The organism is Lactiplantibacillus argentoratensis (genome assembly GCF_037290055.1).
Lineage (GTDB): Bacteria > Bacillota > Bacilli > Lactobacillales > Lactobacillaceae > Lactiplantibacillus > Lactiplantibacillus plantarum.
This window is the reverse complement of the sequence record NZ_CP147647.1, coordinates 1,108,095-1,130,996: the sequence shown is the minus strand read 5'-3', so window position 1 is coordinate 1,130,996 and position 22,902 is coordinate 1,108,095. Positions and strand designations below refer to the sequence as shown.

General features: G+C 45.9%; 20 protein-coding genes and 2 tRNA genes. 11 read left to right on the top strand and 11 right to left on the bottom strand.

Features of this window, described 5'->3' with window-relative positions; genetic code table 11:
• The first annotated feature begins 52 nt into the window (after positions 1–52).
• From metE to V7R88_RS05225, 3 genes are all read left to right on the top strand, one after another.
• Positions 53–2,359 (top strand): 5-methyltetrahydropteroyltriglutamate--homocysteine S-methyltransferase, encoded by a 2,307-nt coding sequence (gene metE / locus V7R88_RS05235; RefSeq protein WP_152707007.1) that lies wholly within the window; start codon positions 53–55, stop codon positions 2,357–2,359.
• A gap of 13 nt (positions 2,360–2,372) precedes the next feature.
• The gene (locus tag V7R88_RS05230; RefSeq protein WP_021356308.1) at positions 2,373–4,229 is read left to right on the top strand and encodes a bifunctional homocysteine S-methyltransferase/methylenetetrahydrofolate reductase; all 1,857 of its coding nucleotides are present in this window, start codon (positions 2,373–2,375) and stop codon (positions 4,227–4,229) included.
• A 72-nt stretch (positions 4,230–4,301) separates the two neighbouring features.
• Positions 4,302–4,661, top strand: coding sequence for a YisL family protein (locus V7R88_RS05225; RefSeq protein ID WP_063731801.1), 360 nt, complete (start codon positions 4,302–4,304; stop codon positions 4,659–4,661).
• Between the two features lie 100 nt (positions 4,662–4,761).
• On the opposite strand, the gene V7R88_RS05220 is transcribed toward V7R88_RS05225, so the two are convergent.
• On the bottom strand, positions 4,762–5,283 hold the full coding sequence (locus V7R88_RS05220; protein WP_054399305.1) for a GtrA family protein: 522 nt from the start codon (positions 5,281–5,283) through the stop codon (positions 4,762–4,764).
• A 105-nt stretch (positions 5,284–5,388) separates the two neighbouring features.
• Here V7R88_RS05220 and V7R88_RS05215 point away from each other — a divergent pair, with 105 nt between their 5' ends.
• The 4 genes from V7R88_RS05215 (at position 5,389) to V7R88_RS05200 (ending at position 7,787) form a co-directional block, all read left to right on the top strand.
• Positions 5,389–6,402, top strand: coding sequence for a hypothetical protein (locus V7R88_RS05215; protein ID WP_173556623.1), 1,014 nt, complete (start codon positions 5,389–5,391; stop codon positions 6,400–6,402).
• Positions 6,403–6,566: 164 nt separating this feature from the next.
• The gene (locus V7R88_RS05210; RefSeq protein ID WP_015825436.1) at positions 6,567–6,992 is read left to right on the top strand and encodes a hypothetical protein; all 426 of its coding nucleotides are present in this window, start codon (positions 6,567–6,569) and stop codon (positions 6,990–6,992) included.
• 249 nt (positions 6,993–7,241) lie between these two features.
• A tRNA-Leu gene (locus V7R88_RS05205) sits at positions 7,242–7,325 on the top strand.
• A 389-nt stretch (positions 7,326–7,714) separates the two neighbouring features.
• Positions 7,715–7,787 (top strand) — tRNA-His (locus tag V7R88_RS05200).
• 57 nt (positions 7,788–7,844) lie between these two features.
• Here V7R88_RS05200 and V7R88_RS05195 read toward each other — a convergent pair.
• Both V7R88_RS05195 and V7R88_RS05190 read right to left on the bottom strand, forming a co-directional pair.
• Positions 7,845–10,112, bottom strand: coding sequence for an ATP-binding cassette domain-containing protein (locus V7R88_RS05195; protein ID WP_057717560.1), 2,268 nt, complete (start codon positions 10,110–10,112; stop codon positions 7,845–7,847).
• A 64-nt stretch (positions 10,113–10,176) separates the two neighbouring features.
• The gene (locus V7R88_RS05190) at positions 10,177–10,464 is read right to left on the bottom strand and encodes a hypothetical protein (protein ID WP_003643147.1); all 288 of its coding nucleotides are present in this window, start codon (positions 10,462–10,464) and stop codon (positions 10,177–10,179) included.
• 114 nt (positions 10,465–10,578) lie between these two features.
• On the opposite strand from V7R88_RS05190, the gene V7R88_RS05185 reads away from it, so the two are divergent.
• The 3 genes from V7R88_RS05185 to V7R88_RS05175 all read left to right on the top strand — a co-directional run bounded on the left by V7R88_RS05185 (position 10,579) and on the right by V7R88_RS05175 (position 13,020).
• On the top strand, positions 10,579–11,091 hold the full coding sequence (locus V7R88_RS05185; RefSeq protein WP_057717559.1) for a hypothetical protein: 513 nt from the start codon (positions 10,579–10,581) through the stop codon (positions 11,089–11,091).
• Between the two features lie 116 nt (positions 11,092–11,207).
• On the top strand, positions 11,208–11,684 hold the full coding sequence (locus V7R88_RS05180) for a MarR family winged helix-turn-helix transcriptional regulator (protein WP_054399313.1): 477 nt from the start codon (positions 11,208–11,210) through the stop codon (positions 11,682–11,684).
• A gap of 649 nt (positions 11,685–12,333) precedes the next feature.
• Complete coding sequence (locus V7R88_RS05175; protein WP_161325442.1) at positions 12,334–13,020, top strand: CPBP family intramembrane glutamic endopeptidase; 687 nt, start codon at positions 12,334–12,336, stop codon at positions 13,018–13,020.
• 38 nt (positions 13,021–13,058) lie between these two features.
• Here V7R88_RS05175 and V7R88_RS05170 read toward each other — a convergent pair whose 3' ends face one another.
• The 7 genes from V7R88_RS05170 to V7R88_RS05140 all read right to left on the bottom strand — a co-directional run bounded on the left by V7R88_RS05170 (position 13,059) and on the right by V7R88_RS05140 (position 18,800).
• Positions 13,059–13,430: a hypothetical protein gene (locus V7R88_RS05170; protein WP_054399322.1), complete on the bottom strand. Its 372-nt coding sequence runs from the start codon at positions 13,428–13,430 to the stop codon at positions 13,059–13,061.
• A 218-nt stretch (positions 13,431–13,648) separates the two neighbouring features.
• Positions 13,649–13,987 (bottom strand): hypothetical protein, encoded by a 339-nt coding sequence (locus V7R88_RS05165; protein WP_054399325.1) that lies wholly within the window; start codon positions 13,985–13,987, stop codon positions 13,649–13,651.
• Positions 13,988–14,154: 167 nt separating this feature from the next.
• Positions 14,155–14,922 carry a LytR/AlgR family response regulator transcription factor gene (locus tag V7R88_RS05160; RefSeq protein ID WP_054399328.1) on the bottom strand — a complete coding sequence of 256 codons (768 nt, stop codon included), beginning with the start codon at positions 14,920–14,922 and terminating at the stop codon, positions 14,155–14,157.
• A gap of 5 nt (positions 14,923–14,927) precedes the next feature.
• Positions 14,928–16,214 (bottom strand): sensor histidine kinase, encoded by a 1,287-nt coding sequence (locus tag V7R88_RS05155; RefSeq protein ID WP_226319882.1) that lies wholly within the window; start codon positions 16,212–16,214, stop codon positions 14,928–14,930.
• Between the two features lie 354 nt (positions 16,215–16,568).
• The gene (gene tnpA, locus V7R88_RS05150; RefSeq protein ID WP_152707047.1) at positions 16,569–17,033 is read right to left on the bottom strand and encodes an IS200/IS605 family transposase; all 465 of its coding nucleotides are present in this window, start codon (positions 17,031–17,033) and stop codon (positions 16,569–16,571) included.
• A gap of 207 nt (positions 17,034–17,240) precedes the next feature.
• Positions 17,241–17,849, bottom strand: coding sequence for a hypothetical protein (locus tag V7R88_RS05145; protein WP_152707048.1), 609 nt, complete (start codon positions 17,847–17,849; stop codon positions 17,241–17,243).
• A gap of 129 nt (positions 17,850–17,978) precedes the next feature.
• On the bottom strand, positions 17,979–18,800 hold the full coding sequence (locus tag V7R88_RS05140) for a Cof-type HAD-IIB family hydrolase (protein WP_063723510.1): 822 nt from the start codon (positions 18,798–18,800) through the stop codon (positions 17,979–17,981).
• A gap of 482 nt (positions 18,801–19,282) precedes the next feature.
• On the opposite strand from V7R88_RS05140, the gene msrA reads away from it, so the two are divergent.
• Complete coding sequence (gene msrA / locus V7R88_RS05135; protein WP_063731815.1) at positions 19,283–20,086, top strand: peptide-methionine (S)-S-oxide reductase MsrA; 804 nt, start codon at positions 19,283–19,285, stop codon at positions 20,084–20,086.
• A gap of 323 nt (positions 20,087–20,409) precedes the next feature.
• On the opposite strand, the gene V7R88_RS05130 is transcribed toward msrA, so the two are convergent.
• Complete coding sequence (locus tag V7R88_RS05130; RefSeq protein ID WP_161325441.1) at positions 20,410–22,809, bottom strand: sigma factor-like helix-turn-helix DNA-binding protein; 2,400 nt, start codon at positions 22,807–22,809, stop codon at positions 20,410–20,412.
• Between the last annotated feature and the right edge of the window lie 93 nt (positions 22,810–22,902).

Below are 22,902 nucleotides of genomic sequence, written 5' to 3'. Positions count from 1 at the left end.
GTTGCCGTTTTTTCGTTTAAAATAATTTGCTAAATATAAGGAGTGGGTTTTAATGACAATTATTAATAGTAACTTGGGGTATCCACGTTTAGGTGAACATCGTGAATGGAAGCACTTATTGGAACACTTTTGGAAAGGACAATTAGACAACGTGACCTTTCACGCCACTGCTAAAAAATTACGTCTAGCTAACTTGAAAAAGCAACGCGACCTGGGAGTGGACTATATTCCGGTCGCTGACAATTCGGATTACGATCACGTTTTAGATACACTAGTCGCATTCAACGCGATTCCAAGTCGCTTTGGTCACTTCGATCACCAGTTGGACTTGCCCGACTACTATGCAATTGCCCGTGGAACTGATACCGCCGTGGCGGCCGAAATGACAAAGTGGTTCAATATCAACTATCACTACATCGTGCCTGAATTCGATGATGTGTCCTTCAAGTTATTAGATAACCGTTGGCTACGTTACTACCAAGAAGCTAAGCAAGAACTTGGCATCGATGGTAAACCAGTGATTCTGGGCCCCGTCTCTTTCCTTAAGCTGGGGAAGCGTCACGGACAGTACTTAAATGACGCGGCCGTCAACGAACTATTACCGCAATTATTACCACTTTACCAACGAGTGTTTGAAGAGTTAGCGACAGCTGGCGCAAAATGGATTCAATTGGATGAACCGACCCTCGTCAAAACAACGACGGTTGCGGAACTCGCACCTTATCAAACTGCACTTGAACATTTGCATGCGGCTGTCCCATCCTTAAAAATCGAACTCCAAACTTATTTCGACAGTCTTGATCAGTACGACCAAATCGTGACCTGGCCAGTCCAAGCACTTGGACTGGACCTAGTACACGACCATGGTGAAAACTTGGCGCACTTGGTCGACCACGGCTTCCCAACTGATAAAACTCTCGCCGCTGGCATTATTGATGGTCATAACGTCTGGGCTAGTGATCTACAAGCAAAACTTGCATTAGTTCAACAGTTACGGCAAATCGTGACCGATGATCAGTTATGGCTCCAACCGGCCAACTCATTATTACACGTTCCCATTACCACCAAAAACGAAACCAAGGCTGACCCCGTCTTACTGGGCGGACTGGCCTTTGCGGACCAGAAGTTAGCCGAGCTGCATACCTTAACCGTGGCAGCCAATCAAGGGGTTGCCGCTGTTCAAGCAGCGTTTGACCGTAATCAGACCAACTTGACCGCTCTCAACCAGTCCAGTCACCGCAACAACCAGTCAGTCCGCGCGGCGGAAGCGCAACTGAGTAATCAAAAATTCGAACGCCAGGCACCATTTGCGACCCGGATTAAGTTACAACACGACCGATTACACCTTCCCCTCCTGCCAACAACAACGATTGGGAGCTTTCCGCAAAGTGCGCAAGTCCGGGCAAAACGAGCAGCATGGCGCAAGGGTAATTTAACCGACGCCGATTACCAGACATTCCTACATGCCGAAACCAAACGATGGATCAAGCTACAAGAAGGCCTCGGCCTCGACGTCCTGGTTCACGGTGAATTTGAACGCACTGACATGGTCGAATACTTTGGTCAAAAACTGACTGGCTTCTATGCGACCCAAAATGGTTGGGTCCAATCATACGGTTCACGAGGCGTCCGGCCACCCGTTATCTTTGGGGATGTCGCCTACACAGAACCAATCACCGTTGCTGAGTCCGTTTACGCGCAAAGTCTAACCGACCAGCCGGTTAAAGGCATGTTGACAGCACCACTGACCATTATCAACTGGAGTTTTGTTCGCGACGATATCCCTAGGGCGCAGGTTCAAAATCAGATTGCTTTGGCCCTCCGGCAAGAAGTTCAAAACTTGGAAAAAGCTGGTATTAAGATTATTCAAGTTGATGAACCAGCACTTAGGGAAGGTTTGCCACTCAAGCAGCGCCATTGGCAAGCCTATTTGGATGAAGCAGTGTACTCATTTAAGATCACCACGACCGGCGTGCAAAACGACACTCAGATTCATACCCATATGTGCTACTCTAACTTTGCCGATATCATCGATACCATCAAAGCCCTTGACGCAGATGTCATTTCGATTGAAACGTCCCGTAGCCATGGGGAGATTATCAGTGCTTTTGAACAAACCGGGTACGATCAAGAAATCGGTCTGGGGGTCTATGACATTCACAGTCCACGTGTACCGAGTGTTGCGGAAATTGAAGCCAACATCCAACGCGCATTACGCGTTATCGACGCCCGGCAATTCTGGATCAATCCTGACTGTGGTCTCAAAACCCGGCAAGAATCAGAAACCCTAGCAGCCTTAAAGAACATGATTGCTGCGCGCAACGCGATCCAGGCCCAATTGACCACTAGCATCCACTAAGGAGGTGGCTTGAATGAAGTTTAAACAAGCACTCCAGCAACGGGTCCTCGTTGCCGATGGCGCAATGGGCACCCTTTTATATGGTAATTATGGCATCAATTCGGCTTTTGAAAACCTGAATTTGACGCATCCCGACACGATCTTACGCGTTCACCGATCGTACATTCGGGCTGGTGCCGATATTATTCAAACCAACACCTACGCTGCGAACCGCCTAAAGTTGACCCGGTATGATTTACAAGACCAAGTCACCACCATCAATCAGGCCGCTGTGAAAATTGCAGCGACCGCACGGGAACACGCGGATCACCCCGTTTACATTCTGGGAACGATCGGTGGACTAGCCGGCGATACCGATGCAACTGTTCAACGGGCGACACCAGCAACGATTGCTGCCAACGTGACTGAACAACTTACCGCCCTTCTAGCCACCAACCAGTTAGATGGCATCTTGCTCGAAACATATTATGATTTGCCAGAACTACTCGCCGCGTTAAAAATCGTGAAGGCCCATACTGACTTGCCCGTCATCACGAATGTTTCAATGTTAGCCCCCGGCGTCTTACGAAACGGTACGAGCTTCACTGATGCCATCGTCCAACTCAACGCTGCCGGCGCCGACGTAATCGGCACGAACTGTCGCCTGGGACCTTACTATCTAGCTCAGTCATTTGAAAACTTGGCGATTCCAGCTAACGTCAAACTAGCCGTTTACCCAAACGCTGGCTTGCCTGGCACTGATCAGGACGGTGCGGTGGTCTACGATGGTGAACCAAGCTATTTCGAAGAATATGCCGAACGCTTTCGTCAGCTCGGTCTGAACATTATTGGTGGTTGTTGTGGGACCACACCTTTGCATACCAGCGCAACCGTCCGCGGTCTAAGTAATCGCAGCATCGTTGCTCATGACCAGCCGGCTACAAAACCACAGCCACCAACGCTCGTCACGACAAAGAGTCAGCACCGGTTTCTGCAAAAAGTTGCGACCCAAAAAACGGCGTTAGTCGAACTCGATCCACCCCGCGATTTTGATACGACTAAATTTTTCCGGGGTGCTGAACGATTAAAAGCCGCTGGTGTCGATGGCATTACACTGTCTGACAATTCGTTAGCAACGGTCCGGATTGCTAATACGACGATTGCGGCGCAGCTCAAGTTGAACTACGGCATCACGCCGATCGTGCACTTGACGACCCGCGACCACAATCTAATCGGCTTACAATCAGAGATCATGGGTCTACACAGCCTGGGTATTGAGGACATCTTAGCTATCACTGGCGATCCGGCCAAACTCGGTGATTTTCCGGGAGCCACTTCGGTCAGCGATGTGCGCTCCGTTGAACTGATGAAGTTGATCAAGCAATTCAATAGCGGCATCGGACCAACGGGTAAGTCGCTTAAAGAAGCCAGTGACTTTCGGGTCGCAGGCGCCTTTAATCCTAACGCTTATCGCACTTCCATATCGACCAAGTCAATCAGTCGGAAGTTAAGTTATGGTTGTGACTACATTATCACCCAACCCGTGTATGATCTTGCAAACGTTGACGCTTTGGCAGATGCTCTAGCGGCTAATCACGTGAATGTGCCAGTGTTCGTTGGTGTTATGCCACTCGTCTCACGGCGTAATGCTGAATTTCTACACCATGAAGTCCATGGCATTCGGATTCCAGAACCTATCTTGACACGCATGGCAGAAGCCGAACAGACCGGAAACGAACGGGCAGTGGGCATTGCTATTGCAAAGGAATTGATTGATGGTATCTGTGCGCGCTTCAACGGCGTTCACATCGTCACACCGTTTAACCGCTTTAAAACGGTCATTGAATTAGTCGATTACATCCAACAGAAAAACTTAATTAAAGTACAATAAAAGAAACCGCCACCAACACCTACTTTCATGCTAAAATTAGACATGAATTGTAAATGTGGAGGCGGTTTTGTCATGTACTTATTAGGGCACATTATTGGTTGGCTATGGCTCATGCTGACGGTTGCGATTGGTCTCAGTCGTCACTCAGTCAAATCAGCCAATCGCTTTTTGATTCTTAGTCGCATCGGGTACCTGCTAATTATCATCACTGGGGTGGCTTTGGCAATCAGAACCTTATCAGGCAACTGGTGGTTGACCCTGGTCAAAGCAATCCTCGGGCTCGGCACGATTGGGATGATCGAAGTGGCTTTTGCCCGCAAACAAGAAAGCCATTTGAACCCTGGACTCGTCACCCTGCTCGTCTGTGGCACCGTGCTGACGATTGTTTGTGGCATCGGCTTGCACTGGCAATTGACAGGTAACTTGATTTAAACCATCACTGTCATTGACGTTGCTGACTGACGATGCGAATTCGAATTGATGCTATCAAAAAAGCAAGTCGTCCCATTACGGACCACTTGCCTGATGACAATTAATTGTTACGATCACTCAATCGTTTCATGATTTGCTGGCGCATCCGCATCTTCTGGTTGCTTTCCATAAAGATCAACCGCGACGTCCCGTAGTTAAAGAGTCCCACGAGAACCTGGTCGATGATTTTAACAAGTAGGGGTGTCCAGAATAACAACGAAATGCCGACGAACATGAGGAAAGTATCGAAAAAATATGATAAGCCCCGTGTCAGCATGAAACTAAGGAACTCGCGGCACCAGTGCCAAAAGTCGCGAGATTTGGATTGAAAGACCACCGCTTTGTTGGTAAAGAAACTAAACAAAGTCGCTAGCACCCATGCGATTGTGTTGGAAAATAAATAGTGTTCTGCCAACACCGAGTGGAGCAACCAGAATACTAAGACGTTCACTAGCGCGGCCATAAAGCCAAACAGTGCGTATTTCCAAAAATATTGATATCGATGGTAGATTTTAATCAACCATTGCACGCCGTTCGCCACCGTTTCTTCTAACTCAAAAATATTATACAATAGCAATATCATACCTTGTTATCGGCCCCCTGACAAGCTCAGCCGTTAAATTGGCGCTTAATGGGCCGGTCGCTTATACTTAAACTAATCTGCAATTCTTTTTGGAGTGAATTATTTATGAGAACTTATTTATTTGTTGCCGGGCTGGTCTTAGCCTGTCTAATTTTAATTATCATCTTAATTGCGGTATTAGTCCATCTCCGCCATGTCAACCAGGCGGCGGATAAGCAGGCCGCGTTGCTTAAATCAATTCGGCAGCGCCTCGTCCACCAGACTTTGGCCAACCAGGAACAAGACCGCCAAATTACCAAGTTGCAGACTCAAAACAACGGTTTTCGGAATCGCTTGAATCAGGCCGTTCCGCATCCGGTGGCGGTTCCTCAGACGCGCCGGATCAACGCGAATTCACGGGCAATTTTCCGCTCATACGTCATTGGTTTAGATTACTACCAAAAAGAATTTGAAGCCGCACTGGCCGATGCGAGTGCCCGGGGTTACTTTAAACCTTATGGTGGCTATAATGATTCTGGTCTGAAAGCAGATTATCTCTACGCTAAGAAATACCGTGTCGACGCTAACGCCAATATCGGTGAAATTCAGCTAGTGGAGGAAGTCGATGGCGCCGAACGCTCCGTCCGGGTTGAACTAAAAGTCGCGGAGCATGGCTATACCATCGGTTATCTGCCGAAAAAACAGGTCGACGAGGCCTTCAACGTGATCGACATTTACGCCAACTCGGTCATGACCCTCTCCTCCAAAACCAATTTAACTGGTGGTGAATGGAAGATGGCGATCGATGCTGTCGATGAAATGCAGTACCTGAATGATCCCAACGCTCAAAATCGGGCCCTTCCCGATTACGGTGCCATTGACACCCCCTTAAAAATCAAGACCGGTAAAAAGTCCTACTTCCTCCAATTCACCCTATATGAAATGGAAATCAGCAATGATGAGATTCCATTGTATAGTTTAGTCGACACCGTCGACGGTCAACGTGGCTCAATTGTTGAAGTTGATGCTGGTCCGATCTCATATGTGATCGACGTCCAAGCTGGGCCACAGACAGGGTCCAAGATTACGGTCATTCCTGAACAAATCGACCGCGTCATTTGGGTCCCTAACTGGAAATAGGTCAATCACCGTTATCAAGTGAGGTTATTTTAATGAAAAAATTAATCTTAGTGATCCTGTTACTGCTGTCAATCGGTGTGATGACCATCGTTGATTCGAACATCATCCGACAAGCCCCTTATCCGAGCTTGTCCCAAGAACAAACGAAATAAGGAGGTCCGAACGTGACCCGGGCAATTTTAATCAGTTTCTGCGCCCTATTCCTTTTAGCAGGCTGCACTTCCCAAGCTGAGCCAAGTATTTCCACTAAGCAAGCGAACTCAGTTGCAGCCGCTAACCGCGCGGAGCAAACTAGTCGTGCCAATGCAGCGGCTGATGCTAGTGCTAAGAAGCAATCTGGTGACCATTATCAAGCTACTGACGACCATATCACTAGCGCAACTAGTGCAGTGGCCGCCGTCGGGCAAGTGCTCAACGATTCCAAGCAACAAACCTTTGGTGTCGTACCAACTGCCAACCAAGATGCACACGGCCACCACTATTATCAGGTCGATGCTTATCAGAAAACGGCTAATGGCGGCCGGGGGCATTATCTGAATAGTTACTTTGTTTATTTAGATGGTAGTATCACGACCAAACAAGCAAATTAATAAACAGACAAGTTGTCACCCATTCGAGCAGCGTCGTTGAAGCTGCTGGGATGGGTGACTTTTTGGATGCATTTTTTGCCGGTAATCATTTCAGTGTTTGGGCGTACAGTTATTCCATGCTAATTAAGGCTAGCCCCAATAACTAAGCAACCAATTTGCAATTACAATTAATATCAACTGCATAAATATAGAAAAAGGTTTATTTTTTTGTTACTTTTCGCTATAATGGATATTGTTGTTAAAGCAACTGCCCCAGTGGCGGAACTGGCAGACGCGCAGCGTTCAGGTCGCTGTATTGGAAACAATGTACAGGTTCGAATCCTGCCTGGGGCATAAATAGTCTATGAGCAATAAAAGAGCCACGGTAAACACTTATTTACTGGGCTCTTTTATTTTGTGGATTTTAACAAAGTAGTGACTTTGCAAAGGTTTTTACGCCTTTCTTCAATAAGGATGAAATTAAAATAATTTTGCTCAACCGATCAGCGCTGGTCCACCTCACCTATCCGTTTAGACACACTAACCACAGCAAACGGGCCGTCGCTCCCATTGTTAGGGGAACTATGGCCTTTTACTAACGGTTAAGTCATTATTGATCACAGTGGAACCATCACCAACACTTCAGAAACTGAGGCGATTAATTTCTGAAAATCCCCAAAAAGTCCTATGCAACCCACGATTTTAGTGTATACTAGATATGTTGACGAAAAGTTAACGTGATGGCGGTAGTGGCGAAGTGGTTAACGCACCGGATTGTGGCTCCGGCACGCGTGGGTTCGATTCCCACCTACCGCCCTTCTAAAAAAGCACGTGCAATTGCACGTGCTTTTTTATTTAATCAAATTTTTCTAATCACGCCGTCAGCCAAGCCTTCAAAGCGGCTCCAGTGCGTGAAGTGGGCACGTCAACTGCTGCTCGTGGGGTTCCGCTATACTGAATTCGGCCGCCATACTGACCAGCATCCGGCCCCACATCGATCAACCAATCGGCCTGGCTAATTACCGCCAGATTATGTTCGATAATAATCAACGAGTTACCAGCGGCCACTAAGGCATCGAATAATTTTAATAAGCGTTGTGTGTCTTGCAAATGCAGACCGGCAGTCGGTTCATCTAACAAGTACACCGTTCCCTGCTTGCCTAGCTCAACCGCCAGCTTCAACCGTTGCAGTTCACCACCCGACAAAGTGGTGAGCGGTTGCGCCAATGTTAGGTAACCCAAACCGACCCGGTCTAAATTCTTCAATGGCTGAGCCACTTTGTCCATCGTGGCAAAAAAAGCTAACGCCGCTGTGACTGACATCTGGAGCACGTCGGCAATCGTCTTACCCTGGTAAGCATAACTGAGCGCCGTTTCATTATACCGCTGCCCATGACACAATTCACATGTCTGCACAACGGGATCCATAAAGGCCATATTCGTGATGGTCACGCCTTTACCCTTACACCGCGGACAAGCACCCTTACCATTATAGCTGAACCAACTAGTTGCCACGCCATTGGCTTTCGCGAATAGTTGTCGGATTTGGTCGAGCACTCCTAAGTAAGTCGCCGGTGTTGAGCGAATATTCAGACCCACTGGTGTCTGGGCTAAATCAATATAAGCCGTCTTTAATTGCCGTTTTAGCGCGGTAACCAGCGAACTCTTCCCTGAACCGGCCACCCCCGAGACGACCGTCATCACACCGAGGGGCACGTCGACACTGACATCGTGCAGGTTATTTTCATTAATATGGTGTAATGCCAAGTGGGCCTGGACTGGTCGTTCTTGACCCCATTTATGCGGTTGTCGCAACCACCGGCCCGTCAACGTATCAGAAGCCAGTAACTCGTCATAAGTCCCAGTAAAGGTTACGTTTCCACCAGTGCGACCAGCTGCAGGCCCCATCTCGACAACATAGTCGGCTAACGTAAACATGGCTGGATTGTGTTCAACAATCAGAATTGTGTTACCCTTATCCTTCAGCTTCGTTAACGCTTGCTTGATTAACTGAATATCATGTGGGTGCAGCCCAACGCTTGGCTCGTCCAAAATGTAGACCATATCTACTAAGGCGCTGGTCAAGTATTTGGCAATCTTAATCCGTTGCGCTTCACCACCAGATAAAGAACTGGTCCCACGATCCAATGTCAGATAGCCCAGGCCAATATCGACCAACGATTGGATCTTGGTCGTCAGCTCCCGCACAATATCTTGGGCTAACGGCGCATCAATCGCTTGTAAAAATGCCAGAACATGCTTTAAATCCATCGCCGTCACCTGAGCAATGTTGACCCCGTTAATATGATTGGTCAACACGACCGGTTTGAGTCGTGTGCCATCACACGTTGGGCACGGTTTGCGCGTGACGATCGCCGCAATCGCATCGCGATGGTGTTCGGCTTCCTTCTTACCAATAATCGAGCGCTTGATCCGCGGAACAACACCTTCATACAGGGCCGTTCTAGGAAAACCTTCTCCAGGATGGGCTAATTTCTGTTGCGGTGCGTGCATCAGTAAATCGTATTCCGCAGCACTATAATCCTTGATGGGTTTATCATTGTCAAACAAACCACTCGTCGCATAACGGCGCCAACGCCACGTATCCGGTGCAAAACTCACAAACGTGATGGCCCCCTCGTTTAATGATTTCTCAGGATCAATCAATTGCTGCTCATCAATATCGTCAACATAACCTAAACCTTGGCAGGTTGGGCACATGCCTTGGGGTAAGTTAAACGAAAAACTGTCCGAATACCCGATAAACGGTTCCCCAACCCGTGAAAACAAGAGCCGCAGTAACGAATAAATCCCAGTATAGGTTGCCAAGGTTGAACGCGCATTCTTGCCGAGGCGTTGTTGAGCAATCACAATCGCAACGGGCAAGTGCTCGATATGCCCGACGTGTGGTTGACCATACTTCGGTAAATATTGTTGCGTAAAACTGGGAAACGTTTCATTCAGTTCGCGCCGTGACGCCGCTGCAATCGTATCAAAAACGAGTGACGACTTACCGGAACCTGACAAGCCCACGAACACCGTGGTTGCATATTTAGGAACGCGAAGACTAACGTGCTTTAAATTGTTTTGGGTAGCGTCGTATACGTCAATGGCGCCATGTGGAAATGAATAACTGGTCATCAAACCTTCCTTTCTATCACTTGTTTGCTATCAAAAAAGGACCTGAAAATTCAGATCCTAAGTATCAGACTGATTCATCAACGAGCTTGACGACCGTCCCATAGCCGGTTACGATCAAAAACCGTGGTGCAACACTCATCTGAGCGACTTCAGTATTGAAGTTCACATAAATTAACCCGTCGCCACCTTGATCCTCTGCCTTTTGTAGCAGTAGTGGCTTGACTTGCTCGATTAAATCGTCAAACCGTTCAAACTGATCAACACCATCAGATTCAAACATCAGGTGTTTTGTGACGGAGACGACGCCCTTAATCATATGGGAGCGCTGTAAATCACCAGTTGTCATAAACATTTTTCCAACCCCCTATCATTTTAATTTTACTTGAAAACGACGTCACTCGCAAACGTAACCAATTATTTGACCACAAGTTTTTAAAGGACTAAATTAATCGTAGGGAGTGATAGTTTGAAAACAGCAACACAACTTTTACAACAATATACCTTTGAGCCCGTTAAGGATAAAATGCGGGTCGAACAACACGCCTTAGCCGTCCAACATCAGGATCGCGCCATTCCATTCGGACACTTCAAGATCCGGTTGAAAAATATTGATAATCAACAAACTTACTTATTGGAATTAAAACAAGCGTTACAGTTGACCACCACGTCTGGGTTCCAGTTACGTTCCCGCTTGCACGGGGTACATGTCAAGCACGCGCAACACATGGTGCCGACCGGTTATCACGTCTTAGCATCACTGACGATTAAGAACGCCCCGCAGGACGCTCATGAATTTGTCCACGACAAAACGAAAGTCGCCTGTCTGATTCCAGTCGGCGACCACCGAGCCAAGACATTGCCAACCAAAGTCCCACTCTATGCGTTCACGGACAACCACCAGCTCGCTATTAATCAGCGGGCCATGGCCCAGTTATTCCTAACGTGCATCAAGTCCCAACAACACCAGCAGGTCAATTAACAAACTCATTTTTATAAATAAATCGTTCGAAAACAATGTATTTGCGCAATATTAATTGCATTTGGCGAATTAATTGCGTACAATGTACTAAAACAGATAGTAAAGGAGGCGGTTTGATGGCAACCCCAACAAAAAACATTTTGCTCGATGAACAACTCTGCTTTGCACTTTACACCGCCAGCAAACGATATAATCATTTTTATTCCGAAGCTTTAGCACCCTTTAAGCTGACTTATCCGCAGTACATCACCTTATTAGCACTGTGGGAAAAGAGTCCGATGACGGTCCGCGAGCTTGGTTCACACGTTAACCTCGATAGTGGAACTCTGACCCCGTTATTGAAACGGATGCAAACCCAAGGCTGGGTCGAACGCAAGCGCGATACGGATGATGAACGTCAAGTTAACATTTCATTATCACAGAAAGCCATCGATGCTAAGCCAGAGATCTTTGCCCACGTCAATTCTTGCATGGACTTACTTGGTTTAGATGAAGCAACCTATAACCAGATTCGCGAAACGGTCAACTTTGCTTCTGAACACATCAAAAACGCCGATCCTAAAAAGGTCGACTACACCGGTGAAGCATTCTAACCAGTCACCTCACTTTGGCCGAGATTATCATAATCTCGGCTTTTTTGTTGCGATTAAACCGAGTGATTGCCAGTCTACAGCACCCCCTGCACCGTGCAAAGCTACGGCCAGTTCGCAGCGCCTAAATAATCATGGACGGTCTCTTTCAAAAATAAAGAAAATAATAAAACTCTAGTGGCACTTGATAATCTAGATAGCAAAACATAATTTAAGTATGTATTAGCGTGACTCCCTCGTCAGTCTTTCACTTTGGAGCCGGTGGGACACTTTTGGAGCACTTTAAATCAAAAAAATGACTCTACCGCCGGAAGCAGTAGGGCCAAAGAGTTAGGTTTAAGTACAATATGGGGGATTGTACTTGCTTGTCCATCCACTTTGGGGGAGTAAAATGAACAAGTGTATAACTATTAGGTACAAGTATATACTATTACATAATTGTGAAGAAAGTGTGAAGATTTCTTCGAATTGACCATTTTTTATTCTTTATTTTTATAATACGCCAATCGTTTTTTTTACAATTATTATATTTCGGGCACGTAACTATATTAATATCCCCACTCAAGACTTACGTCACACGCTTTTATAGATTTGCAAATCCGTGTTGAAACCTGAGCACTGCGGTAAAATCAACCATAGGAGGTGAAGTCGGATGGAAATAATTGACCGCGGTCTGGGGTGGCTGGGACGCGTACTACTCACCACCGGTCTAATCATCGGCGTCGTGATTCCACCAATGTTACTTAAGTTAATTAACCAATTGTATCGCCATCACCAACTCATAGCTTGGCAAATAACACTGGCGGTCGTTTACTTACTGCTTTTTATGATCCTGGCCTTAGCTGCAACGGCCATAATGCGTCATTACACGGGTGAATACCAGTCGAAACAGTTACAACGCCATGACTGGCAAGTTATTGGAACGGCCTATCTCATTATCTTAATCTTGGAGGGCGGCTTGCAATTAATCAATCAGCTCCTATATCACCAGAACCAGACACAAAATAATGTCGCTATTAAGAACTTAATGGCCGGCAGTCCCTTGTCACCGTGGCTCATGGCATTGAGTGCTGTTTTTTTGACCCCGATCGTCGAAGAACTGATTTTTCGCGGCGTCCTGACGAACCTTTTCTTCCAACAAGAATGGCTCAAAATTGGGCTTAGCGGCCTGGTCTTCGGTAGCCTGCACAGTAGCTCGACCGTTCCAAGCTTTCTAATATACGTCACCATGGGACTGGCACTCGCCGTAGTCTATCGTCTGACCGGAAAGATTCGTGCCGCCATCGCACTCCACTTTGTGATTAACGCCCTCGCAATCACCATCATGTTGCTAAATTGACGAACCACCTCTGCAACTTTGTGGGGACGCTTGCCAGACTAACTCGTATAGCCGCCTTGCCAAACAAGTAGGACGTCAAAAATCAAGAACAACACATTAAAGTGTAGCAGCCACCAGTTCATTAGGCCCTTCTCACGCACCATTCCTGTGATGGCCAAGCCAATACCGATAACCGGAATCAAGCCTCCTTGGAGCAACCGGTAAATCGGCAGGTACGCCCACTTGGACAACAATAGCGGCCCCGTTAGTTGACCTAATAAAACAAACAATAAGAATACCCCGATATTCAGCAATGAGCAGGCAAACGCCGTCTCGGTAACGGTCCCCATCGCGAGGCGAAAGTGAAATTGGAATCGTAAAATCAATGTCCCGATGATTCCAATAACCAAGATAATGCCAACCACTAACATACAGCCACTACTCCTTTTTTTGTCATTGTTACTGTACGCTAAAATCAACCACGCGCCTAGCACAAACCCAGAAGCTTAACGATTTTTTAGCAAACACCGTAACTAGGTTAGTGACCGGGATTCTCCAACCCATTCGCTACGGCCGCAACTGGTCACATGGGCCGCGCCACGTTTGCAATTATCAAAAAAAGAGCCGGCAACTTGCCCGCTCACCCAATCTAACTCTTTGTCCCACTTGGTACTGTTAGTACTTTGGCTTTCAACCCAACAACTTTAATTGTGATCCGCTTGTGAACTGGCATCTTAACGTAGAATTGACCACTCTGCTTGTTCGAAATAATCTGGCGAACGTGTTTGCCACTCTTGAGCGTCACGATAACGCCGTGCTTGGTCCGCCCGCTGATTGTCGCCGAGGTGGCATTTTGATGGTATACCACCTTTGACACGGTGAGCCGATGGGTTCGGCGATGATAATCACCTTGCAAGCTGTATTCCGAACCGAATATTAGCAAACAACCGGCCAGAATCATTAAGATTAATGACCAGAACTGTTTCATGACACCACCTCCACCCCAGTTCCCACAACTGGTATTTGATAATATTAGCATACATGCAAATTCATCTGGAAAACCAAAAAAGGTGCAAAGCTCATAATAGCTTGCACCAACGTCATTAAAATTCATTTTTGATTAACGGTTTTGTTACATTAGAGTCTTGTGTGGCACTAGCTGAATGTAACCGCTAGTTCAGAACGCTTGACCAACGTCACCAGATCATGCATTTTACGAATCGCAATATCGACCGACTCGCCATTTTCAAAGTAGCCAAGCTGATGTTGCTTATCAATTCGTACTAGCATTTGCGGGTTCACCAAGAAACTCTTATGAACCCGGAATAACTCTGGGTGGGCCACGGTTTCATCACTAATCTTACCATTGTATTGAACAATTCGATCTGTTAAATGGAGAACCAGCTTATTGCGAACTGCTCCAGTCTCGATAAATAACACCTGATCTAATGGAACATTGAAGAGCTGACCACCCTTAGAGTAAGAAAACATGGCCTTGCTGGTGACTGCTTGCTTGGTATAACGTTCATAAGCAACCCGAATATCTGTCTCCACTTTGGCTTTGACCGTTTCTTGACCCAAATCTTTCACAATAAAGTCCAGTGGTTCGATTCGTCGTTCAAAGGTCAAAAAAGCCATTTCAGAATGGGTCGACACGAAGACAATCCGCGCATTAACATCCGCCTCGCGAATTCGAGTCGCTAGTGCTAGGCCATTTAAGTCTTGCCCAGGATATTCAATATCTAAAAAGTAGAGTCCCTCAAGATCGGAATTGGTCTCGACATAGTCCAACAACGTTTGTGCTTGTCCGGTTGCCAAGGTCAGTTCCATATCAAAATCATTGATCATAATATGATTCTTAATGATTTGCTTTAAAGTTGCTAATTGTTCAGGATCATCTTCCACAACAAAGGTCTTTAACACGCTGCTCACTCACTTTCAATACTAATAATAAATTCGAATCGTTGATGGGAGCTCACTTCATAAGTCACGTTCGCTAACGGGTCTAACAACTCGCGGACGGTTGCCAATCCTTGCCCATGGCCAGCACCCTTCGAGGTATGTCCCGCAACCATGAGCTCATCTAAGCGCTCGATCGGGTGATTCAATGAATTGGCAAATATTAATTCCACCATCCGAGGATACTTGACCAGTGCCACCGTGATCTGCCCCCCACTCTGGCCCTTCACTGCTTCGATGGCATTATCTAGCAAGATTCCACTCACCCGTGATAGCGTCACCGGATCAATTGCAATCACTGAAATGGGGTCAGTAGCTTCCAAGCGTACTTGAATCCCAGCTTGGCGGGCAACGGAAAACTTACTTTGGACGATCGCCTTCAATGGCTTATCCTTAATTTGTTCCAAGTTGTCGAAGTGGCCAAAATCACGATTAAGACTCTGCTTCGACTTGGTCACGACTTGCCGAAAGTATTGCTGTAATTCAGGATCATCGGCCGTTTGAATGTATTCGCCTAAAGATAACAGAATATTCTGATAATCATGGCGGAACTTACGTAAATTTTGATAACTACTTTCTAAATTTTTGACATAAATATCATATTGTTGCCGCTCCAAAGCTTGCCGGTTGTTTTGAACCCGCAGTGTGTAGCTATAGAACAGGTAGAGGAACGTTCCGGCGTTGATCAGCAAGATTGCCACCAGAATCAACATCAGGATTCCTAAAAATCCAGAGCCGATATTATAGTTGTCCGCCGCTGCCGTGATGGTAAAGAACGCGACCGCGACTACGGCTAAGGCGCTAACGATCACATTCAACGTCAGCTCATCCACAAATTGTCGTGGATAGCGTTTCTTTAAGACTTTAAAGCTAGCGACAACTGCTAACATACAAGCCGTCACGATTGTTTCACCGATAGCCTCGAATAACCAGCCATTCCAATCATTCAAACCGAGATTAAATAGATGGAAAATCGACTCGGTCGCATAGTTGCCAAAAAAGCTAAAGAAAATGTAAGCGAGTGTGGCCGTTAGACTTGTCACGATAAAGTACTTTTTGCGACGCACGAACGCTAGTAACCCCATGTTCACAATGAACGTGATAATGTCGGAATAATCGTCATACAGCATGTAGATCACAGTTAGAAGTACGGTCATGACCGCAATAGTCGCATAGACCCGCTTCTGCCGGAGCTCACGATTGATTAATATCTGCAGTAGAAAAACCAGCAAGACCGAATACCAGTGGTCAAACACTGCAATATACCAATAGACGTAAACGATAACTGCTCCCTCCCCGCATGATGCTTAATACTACTATTGTAGCGAAATCCAACCGGTTTGTATATTTGTGCGATAAAAACTTAACAATCTTTATCAAATCGCTGACTGACAAATTAACGCCCCCAACCGCTTCAAGACCCGCTGTAATCATCTTTCTTAGCTTTAGAAAAAAATATGCTCGCCAAAATCATAACTACCCGTAAAACGGGTAGTTTGCTCCAGGGCTATAAGCCCTATGTACTAGCCAGCGTCTCAAGGCGCTGGCTTTTGTGTATCAAAGCCAAACTGCTCTTGTCACTTTTGCGACCGCTTTAAGCGGTGTTGTTATTACTTGCCTTGACCCTTAAAAGGGGTTTCATATTCCCGGACACTCAACCGATCCTGCGCTTGATCATGTTTTTCTTGATCACGAATATATTTCCTGATGGTGGCTTCATTAAGCCCAACCGTGCTAACGTAATAGCTGACTGACCAAAAGTGTCGGTTCCCAAATTTATACTTCAAATTCGCATGCTGGTCGAACATCATCAAGGCCGATTTACCTTTTAAATAACCCATAAAACTGGCAACACTTAATTTGGGTGGGATGCTTACCAACAAGTGGACGTGGTCTGGCATCATATGTCCTTCCAATATCTTTACGCCTTTATACTGGCATAGCAAGCGAATATCATCTTGCAAGTCACGTCGATATTGATTATAAATTATTTTTCTCCTATACTTTGGAGTGAATACGATACGGTACTTACACAGCCACTTGGTATGTGCAAGGCTGTTTAGTTTATTCGCCATTTCTGACGTCCCCCTTTCGATTTTGAATGTTTGGCTCTGATCACCTACATTCTAAATCTGATGGGGGCGTTTGGGTTTAACCATTTTGCCATCCGCCCGCAAAGCGGGTGGTTTTTTGTTTCGCACGCTTTAGCGCACTCAACCGGGCCTAAAGGCATAATAAAAAAGCGACCTCCGTTCATTAACGGCGTCGCTCATAGATTATTATTAGTGAAAGTCACCGGGCATAAAGCTCTCGATAACCGCGGTTGTATTGAAGGTTTCAAAACTATGGAAGCTAGCCTCATCGATTTCAGCGTAGCGAATAGCAATCTGTGGACGTTTTGCAAGATCGAACATATCCACGTAATTGAACTCAATATACTTCTTATGCTCACTATGAATGAAGCCGGCATAGCTATCACCATGCTTTTTGATTCGGCCAGATAGCTGAATCACTTGGTCGTGGTGGAACGCTTGCTTCAGCAACGTCTTCAAAAGTGAATGCTTAGTCTTATTATGCTTTTTCAGCAATTTATTCATCAACCGCTCAGTGTTCCAAACATCATAGTAGCCCCGTTGTTTGGCTAGTGCGATAATGGTCGTCATGCTCTTTAAATAATCAGTGTCACTCATCACACGGGCTAACGATGCTTTACGAAAAACCACCAACCCGTCTAGTTCACCATCAACATTAACGGCTTGAACCAGCACAAACTTTTCATCCTGCTGAATCACATAGCCGACACTAAATTGCTCATTGGTTCCCTTGGAATAGATCTCAACGAGGTTGGTATTCTTAATCGCCTTAGCTAAATCGTCGCGAATCGCACTCATGCGTGTTCCCCCATTCAGTAATTTGTAACAAATAATTTATTTCATACTACCACATTTTCAACTATCATGATACCACTTGTAAAGGTCGAACACCAAATGGCAACTTTCATTATCTAGATAAAATTTGTGCTATAAAATAAACTTGTTAATAACCTCTGCTAACGCGTCATGATTGTTATCAGCGGCCGTCACGTATTTAGCAGCGGCCTTGACCGCATCGATACCATTGGCAACACTTACAGGTAACCCCACCGCCTTCAGCATCGGCAGATCATTGCTGTTATCACCCGCAGCAATAATTTCATCCGCCGTAATTCCCAGCAATTTTCCTAATTGAACCGCTGCGGTCCCCTTGTCAACGCCAGCCGGATTAAACTCAACGTAACGGTCAGACGAATAAGTCACAGCTAACTTGCTTGGATCAACGATTGCTTCAACGTCCGCGCGCATCTGCTTGCGGTCAGCCATCGTTGGTAACGCCATAATAATCTTCATAACATTCATCGTTTTGAATTGTTCAAAGTCCGGCGTTGTCATGGTCGTAAACGTCACGCCGCGGTTTTGTAAGTAGTCAGAATCACTTGGAACCGGATTATAAATATATAACGTATCCTGCGTGTACACGTGTGTCGCCGCCTGTTGATTCGCAATCCCCGCTTCAAACACGCCTTTAGCAACCTCATAAGGCATGGCGTTGACTGCCAATGGCCGATTATCCTTATTCTCTAAAATCAAGCCACCATTATAAGAAATCGAATATTGATGCGGTTGGTCCCGCAAACCCATCGTCTCCAAATCGTTCTGAAACGAGGTATAACTACGACCAGAGTTCGGCACAAAATAAACGCCCTTAGCCGCGGCGGCCTGAATTGCCGCGGCGTTCTTTTCAGACAACGTACCATCGTCATTCATCAGTGTCTCGTCCAAGTCACAAACAATCATTTTATACATATTACGGTTTCCTCTCATCTGCTTGACCAGCCGAAACTTGGTCATTTTAGGTTTACTATTCCACTCTAGCGAAAGATGTGCGGAAATGCAACCGCTTTATTTTTCAATCAACCAGACCATGTTGACCAATATGCGGGAAGTCTCCGTGTGAGATTCTATTGCCACTACTGCGCCATCTGCAAGGTTTAACTTCATCTTTCGCTCAGACGGCTCGGCAGTACAGCCTGCTAGGCGATAATTTCTAATGGTGACCCCGCAACTTTCCCGGCTAACTTTCAAAAGTCGCGGTTTCCCCTCTTAGTCCACTGCTAATAGTACTAATCGAAAGAAAGCTCAGGAGTTTTTTGACATTCAGGCCCACCATTAATATGGTGCCTAAATTCTCAAATCATAACATTATGTCGTACAAGCCCACCGTGCTAAAATCAACCTAATTCTAAGTACAAGCTATACTCGGCAAGCAGGCCAGTTAAGGAGACGCCATGAAAACCAACCCGGAAGACTTAATGCGCGACTTATACAATTTAATTATTAACCCAGCAACCCGTGACTGGGAACGCCATTTACTAGTCCAGGCCAAGAATAATCGGCAACAGCTCTCGCCGACTGGGCAACTAAAACAACTCGAAGCCGATTTGCGACCGTTAGCTATGCGGGAGAACCTGACGCCGGATGTCATGGACTTTTATCTCGCCATCACTGGCAACGGACCCACGCCGGCTGAGAACAGTGTATCGGCTTACCCACCCCTTAGTTCGCCTTATGAAGAACGGGCAGTCTTTGCTGGTGGGTGTTTTTGGTGCATGGTCGAGCCCTTTGATCAGCGTCCCGGTATTAATACAGTGATTTCTGGTTATACCGGTGGTTCGTGGGCCCAACCAACCTATGAACAAGTGAGTGGTCAATATACCGGGCACGTTGAAGTCGTGGAAATCAGATACGATACCCGTAAAATCTCGTATCAAGATCTGGTCGATGTTTATTGGCAACTAATCGACCCGACCGATCGCTTTGGACAGATCAACGATCGCGGTAGCCAGTACCGGCCAGTCATCTTTTACGCTGATCAACATCAATTGACCATTGCGCAAGCATCCAAACAAGCGCTTGTGGACTCGCAACGTTATCAAAAACCAATTGTCGTGGCCATTGAACCCTTACAGCAATTTTGGCCAGCAGAAAATTATCATCAGGATTTTTACCGCAAACAACCCCGGCGCTACCGACAACTGAAAAAAGCCCATGATCACTATCTAAGTTGGTTGAAATTTAAAAACAAATTATAGCTTGGCGGTTCAGTCCATGCTGACAGCTTTGCCTGCTTCCGGAATTAATTGGGCAAGCACTAGTTTAAAAAGCATCCGTTACTTGCCAGTATTTCAACCAGCAAGCAGCGGATGCTTTCATCATTAACGATACAATTCGAATCTCTCGTAACTAGCAGCCCACATGAAGTGCCAACTTAACGCGCATTGGCCACCATGGATTTGTACAAAGACCCGCTCAACGTAGTCCCGACTGCGATTGCTTGCCGATTCCAAGTAAGATCCAGTAATGAATCGTTTCAAACGATGTGATAACGAGCACGATCAATTGGCAGTGGTCCACCTCAAATTTCGATTCCCATGCCCTGATACACATCCGCATACATCGTCTGCTGATCAGGATAAAGTCGCTGCGTTTCCGGCGCGTATGCCAGTTGCCCCTTACTCAGCTTCTCAAGTACTTTAGCTTTGTCCAAGTTCAAGTTAAATTTATGATTGATTTTCAACAAGAAATCATCGATATCACACGGTTGCTGGCCTAATTCTTGTGCTAAAAAGTTAACAAGCGGCGGGCACACGGGCGTTGGGTGGGTTTCATTGATAAATATGACGCCACGCGTCTTGATGGTTCGAATCGATGGGATGGTAAAGATCAGCCGTTCATACGCTTCATCACTAAAGCCAGTCTTCGCCATAAAAGAACTTTCAAATCCGGCATCCACCAATGATTTCCACGTAAAGAAGACATCATCATCAACGAACGCCACCACTTCTTGCAAAAAGTTATCAATATCAGCCTTAGTCAATCCTAACTTATTTAAGCCCCTAATCGTCAGATAACGTGTGGGATCCATCGCAATCAAGTCATGCCGTAACTCAAGTTGGTAGGCTTTGAGTGTAAACCAGCGATTCGGGTATGCTTTAAGTTCATCCGTCGGAACGTAGTCATCCACGAGCCACAGCTTCTTCAACGCGTCGTCTAAGGAATGACAATCCTTTCTCATTAACAGGCCACTACGTTCAACGTAGCCGAGCTTGTCCACCAATAAGGGGGAGACTTGTACTGCGGGGTCAATCAGTTTAATAATTCCCGCAACTTGCTCGAACGGATAGAGCGATTGATCAAGGACAATCTGCATCTTTGCATAGAATTCTGGATTGGTTGGTAACTTTGCATTCATCGTAATCGTATTATTATGAATATATTTTTTATAAACCTTATTGATATAGGCCCACACTGACACCCGTTTCAACTGATAGCTGGCTTGCAGGTAATCGGCGACATCATCGGCGGTTTGACCATCAAATTGCAATAAAATATCCAGGTAAAACTTATCCTTGCTAGCCTCATCATTATTGATACGACCAATGTATACCTGGGACTGACGAACGATCGTATTCAACCGATCAAATTGTTCATACCCGAGTGCCTTTAACAGATTAGCCAATTCAGAACTTTCGCGAATATCGATTTCAGCCATTAAAGCCTGATTCTGTTCAAAAAAGTAATCGATGCCATAAATTCCATCGGCAACTTCAAATAACGCATTAATTTCATCCAGATAATCGCTGACATCGCTCAGAGCAAGTTCGTAATAGCGGAAATAGCCATTCGTTCGTTGAATAATGTGCGGTTGCCGCTCAACTTGAGCCTGTAGCGCCCGTTCTGAAAGTTCTGGGCCATGCGCCTGACCATGTGCACGGAAGAACTTATCAAGCTCGACCAACAATGTTTCCCGCGTAAAAACGTTCCGATGAGTAAATAGAATTTCATCAATGACATGACTAGTCGTCAAATCCACGATTCGGTTAGCATGGTTCACAAATTTTTGTCGACAGTTCAAGCGTTCAGCCAGCACTTCTGGCGCAACCTTATTGAGCGACAACAGGTACTGGTCTACTGACTTCAAGTTTTTAGGTCGTTTGTACTTGATTTGAATGTACTCAAAGATTTCGGGGGTTCCCTGGGTGTAATTCAAGAATTGATCAAGTTGAATGTCATAACTTAGGACTAATTTCTTATACTTTTCAACATCATCAAATAACGGTAATCGCTTTACGATTTGGTCGACAATTTGCCGGACCCGCTCACGTGTCAGTCCGTAAGCATTGCCAATTTCTTGCAAAGTCAGTCCTGACAGCCGTCCAACCAAAAAATCCTTCTTTTTGAAGTCTAAATCCAGAAAAGCCACCAGCGTATTGGGCACCTGTTCGATTCCTAGCCACTTAATCATGTGGCGCTGCTCATTATGACTGTTCACGCGATGTTGTAGTGTCGCGCTCAAGTCAACTTCCGGTATCGTTTCAAGCTCTTGGTCGATTGCTGCTTGGCTAATCATCTGCCAATCACGGTACCGTTGAATAATTTCGAGATTCTTTTCGGGCGCTTTGCGCCAATAGCTTGGCAGCTTCATCTGATTATTAATCATATAATCCAGTTGCGACACGGTATTAATACCATTACGCCTCAACGTCTGAACCAACTTGTCATCGGCACCACCCATCACTAAAAAGCAGACCGAATCCAGCACCGCTTGTCGATGGTTCTGCCACTCAGTTTGAGCCGCCTGGATCTCCCGCACCGCATGGGTACTCCTACGTTCGACAAGCTGCTCCCACAGCACCGGTACGTTATGTTCATTAATAATCTGATAAAAGTGGCAATCACTGGCATCCAGTTTTTCCAAGGTATTCTGGCTAAGTCCCAACGCCGCTAAGGTGCAATACATAATTGGATTCTTCATCACTATCACGGTCCTTTTTAAGCAAGCCGCAATACTGTTACTGAAGCCCGCTTCAATTTCGCTTATATTTAAATTCATTATAGATGTAAACGT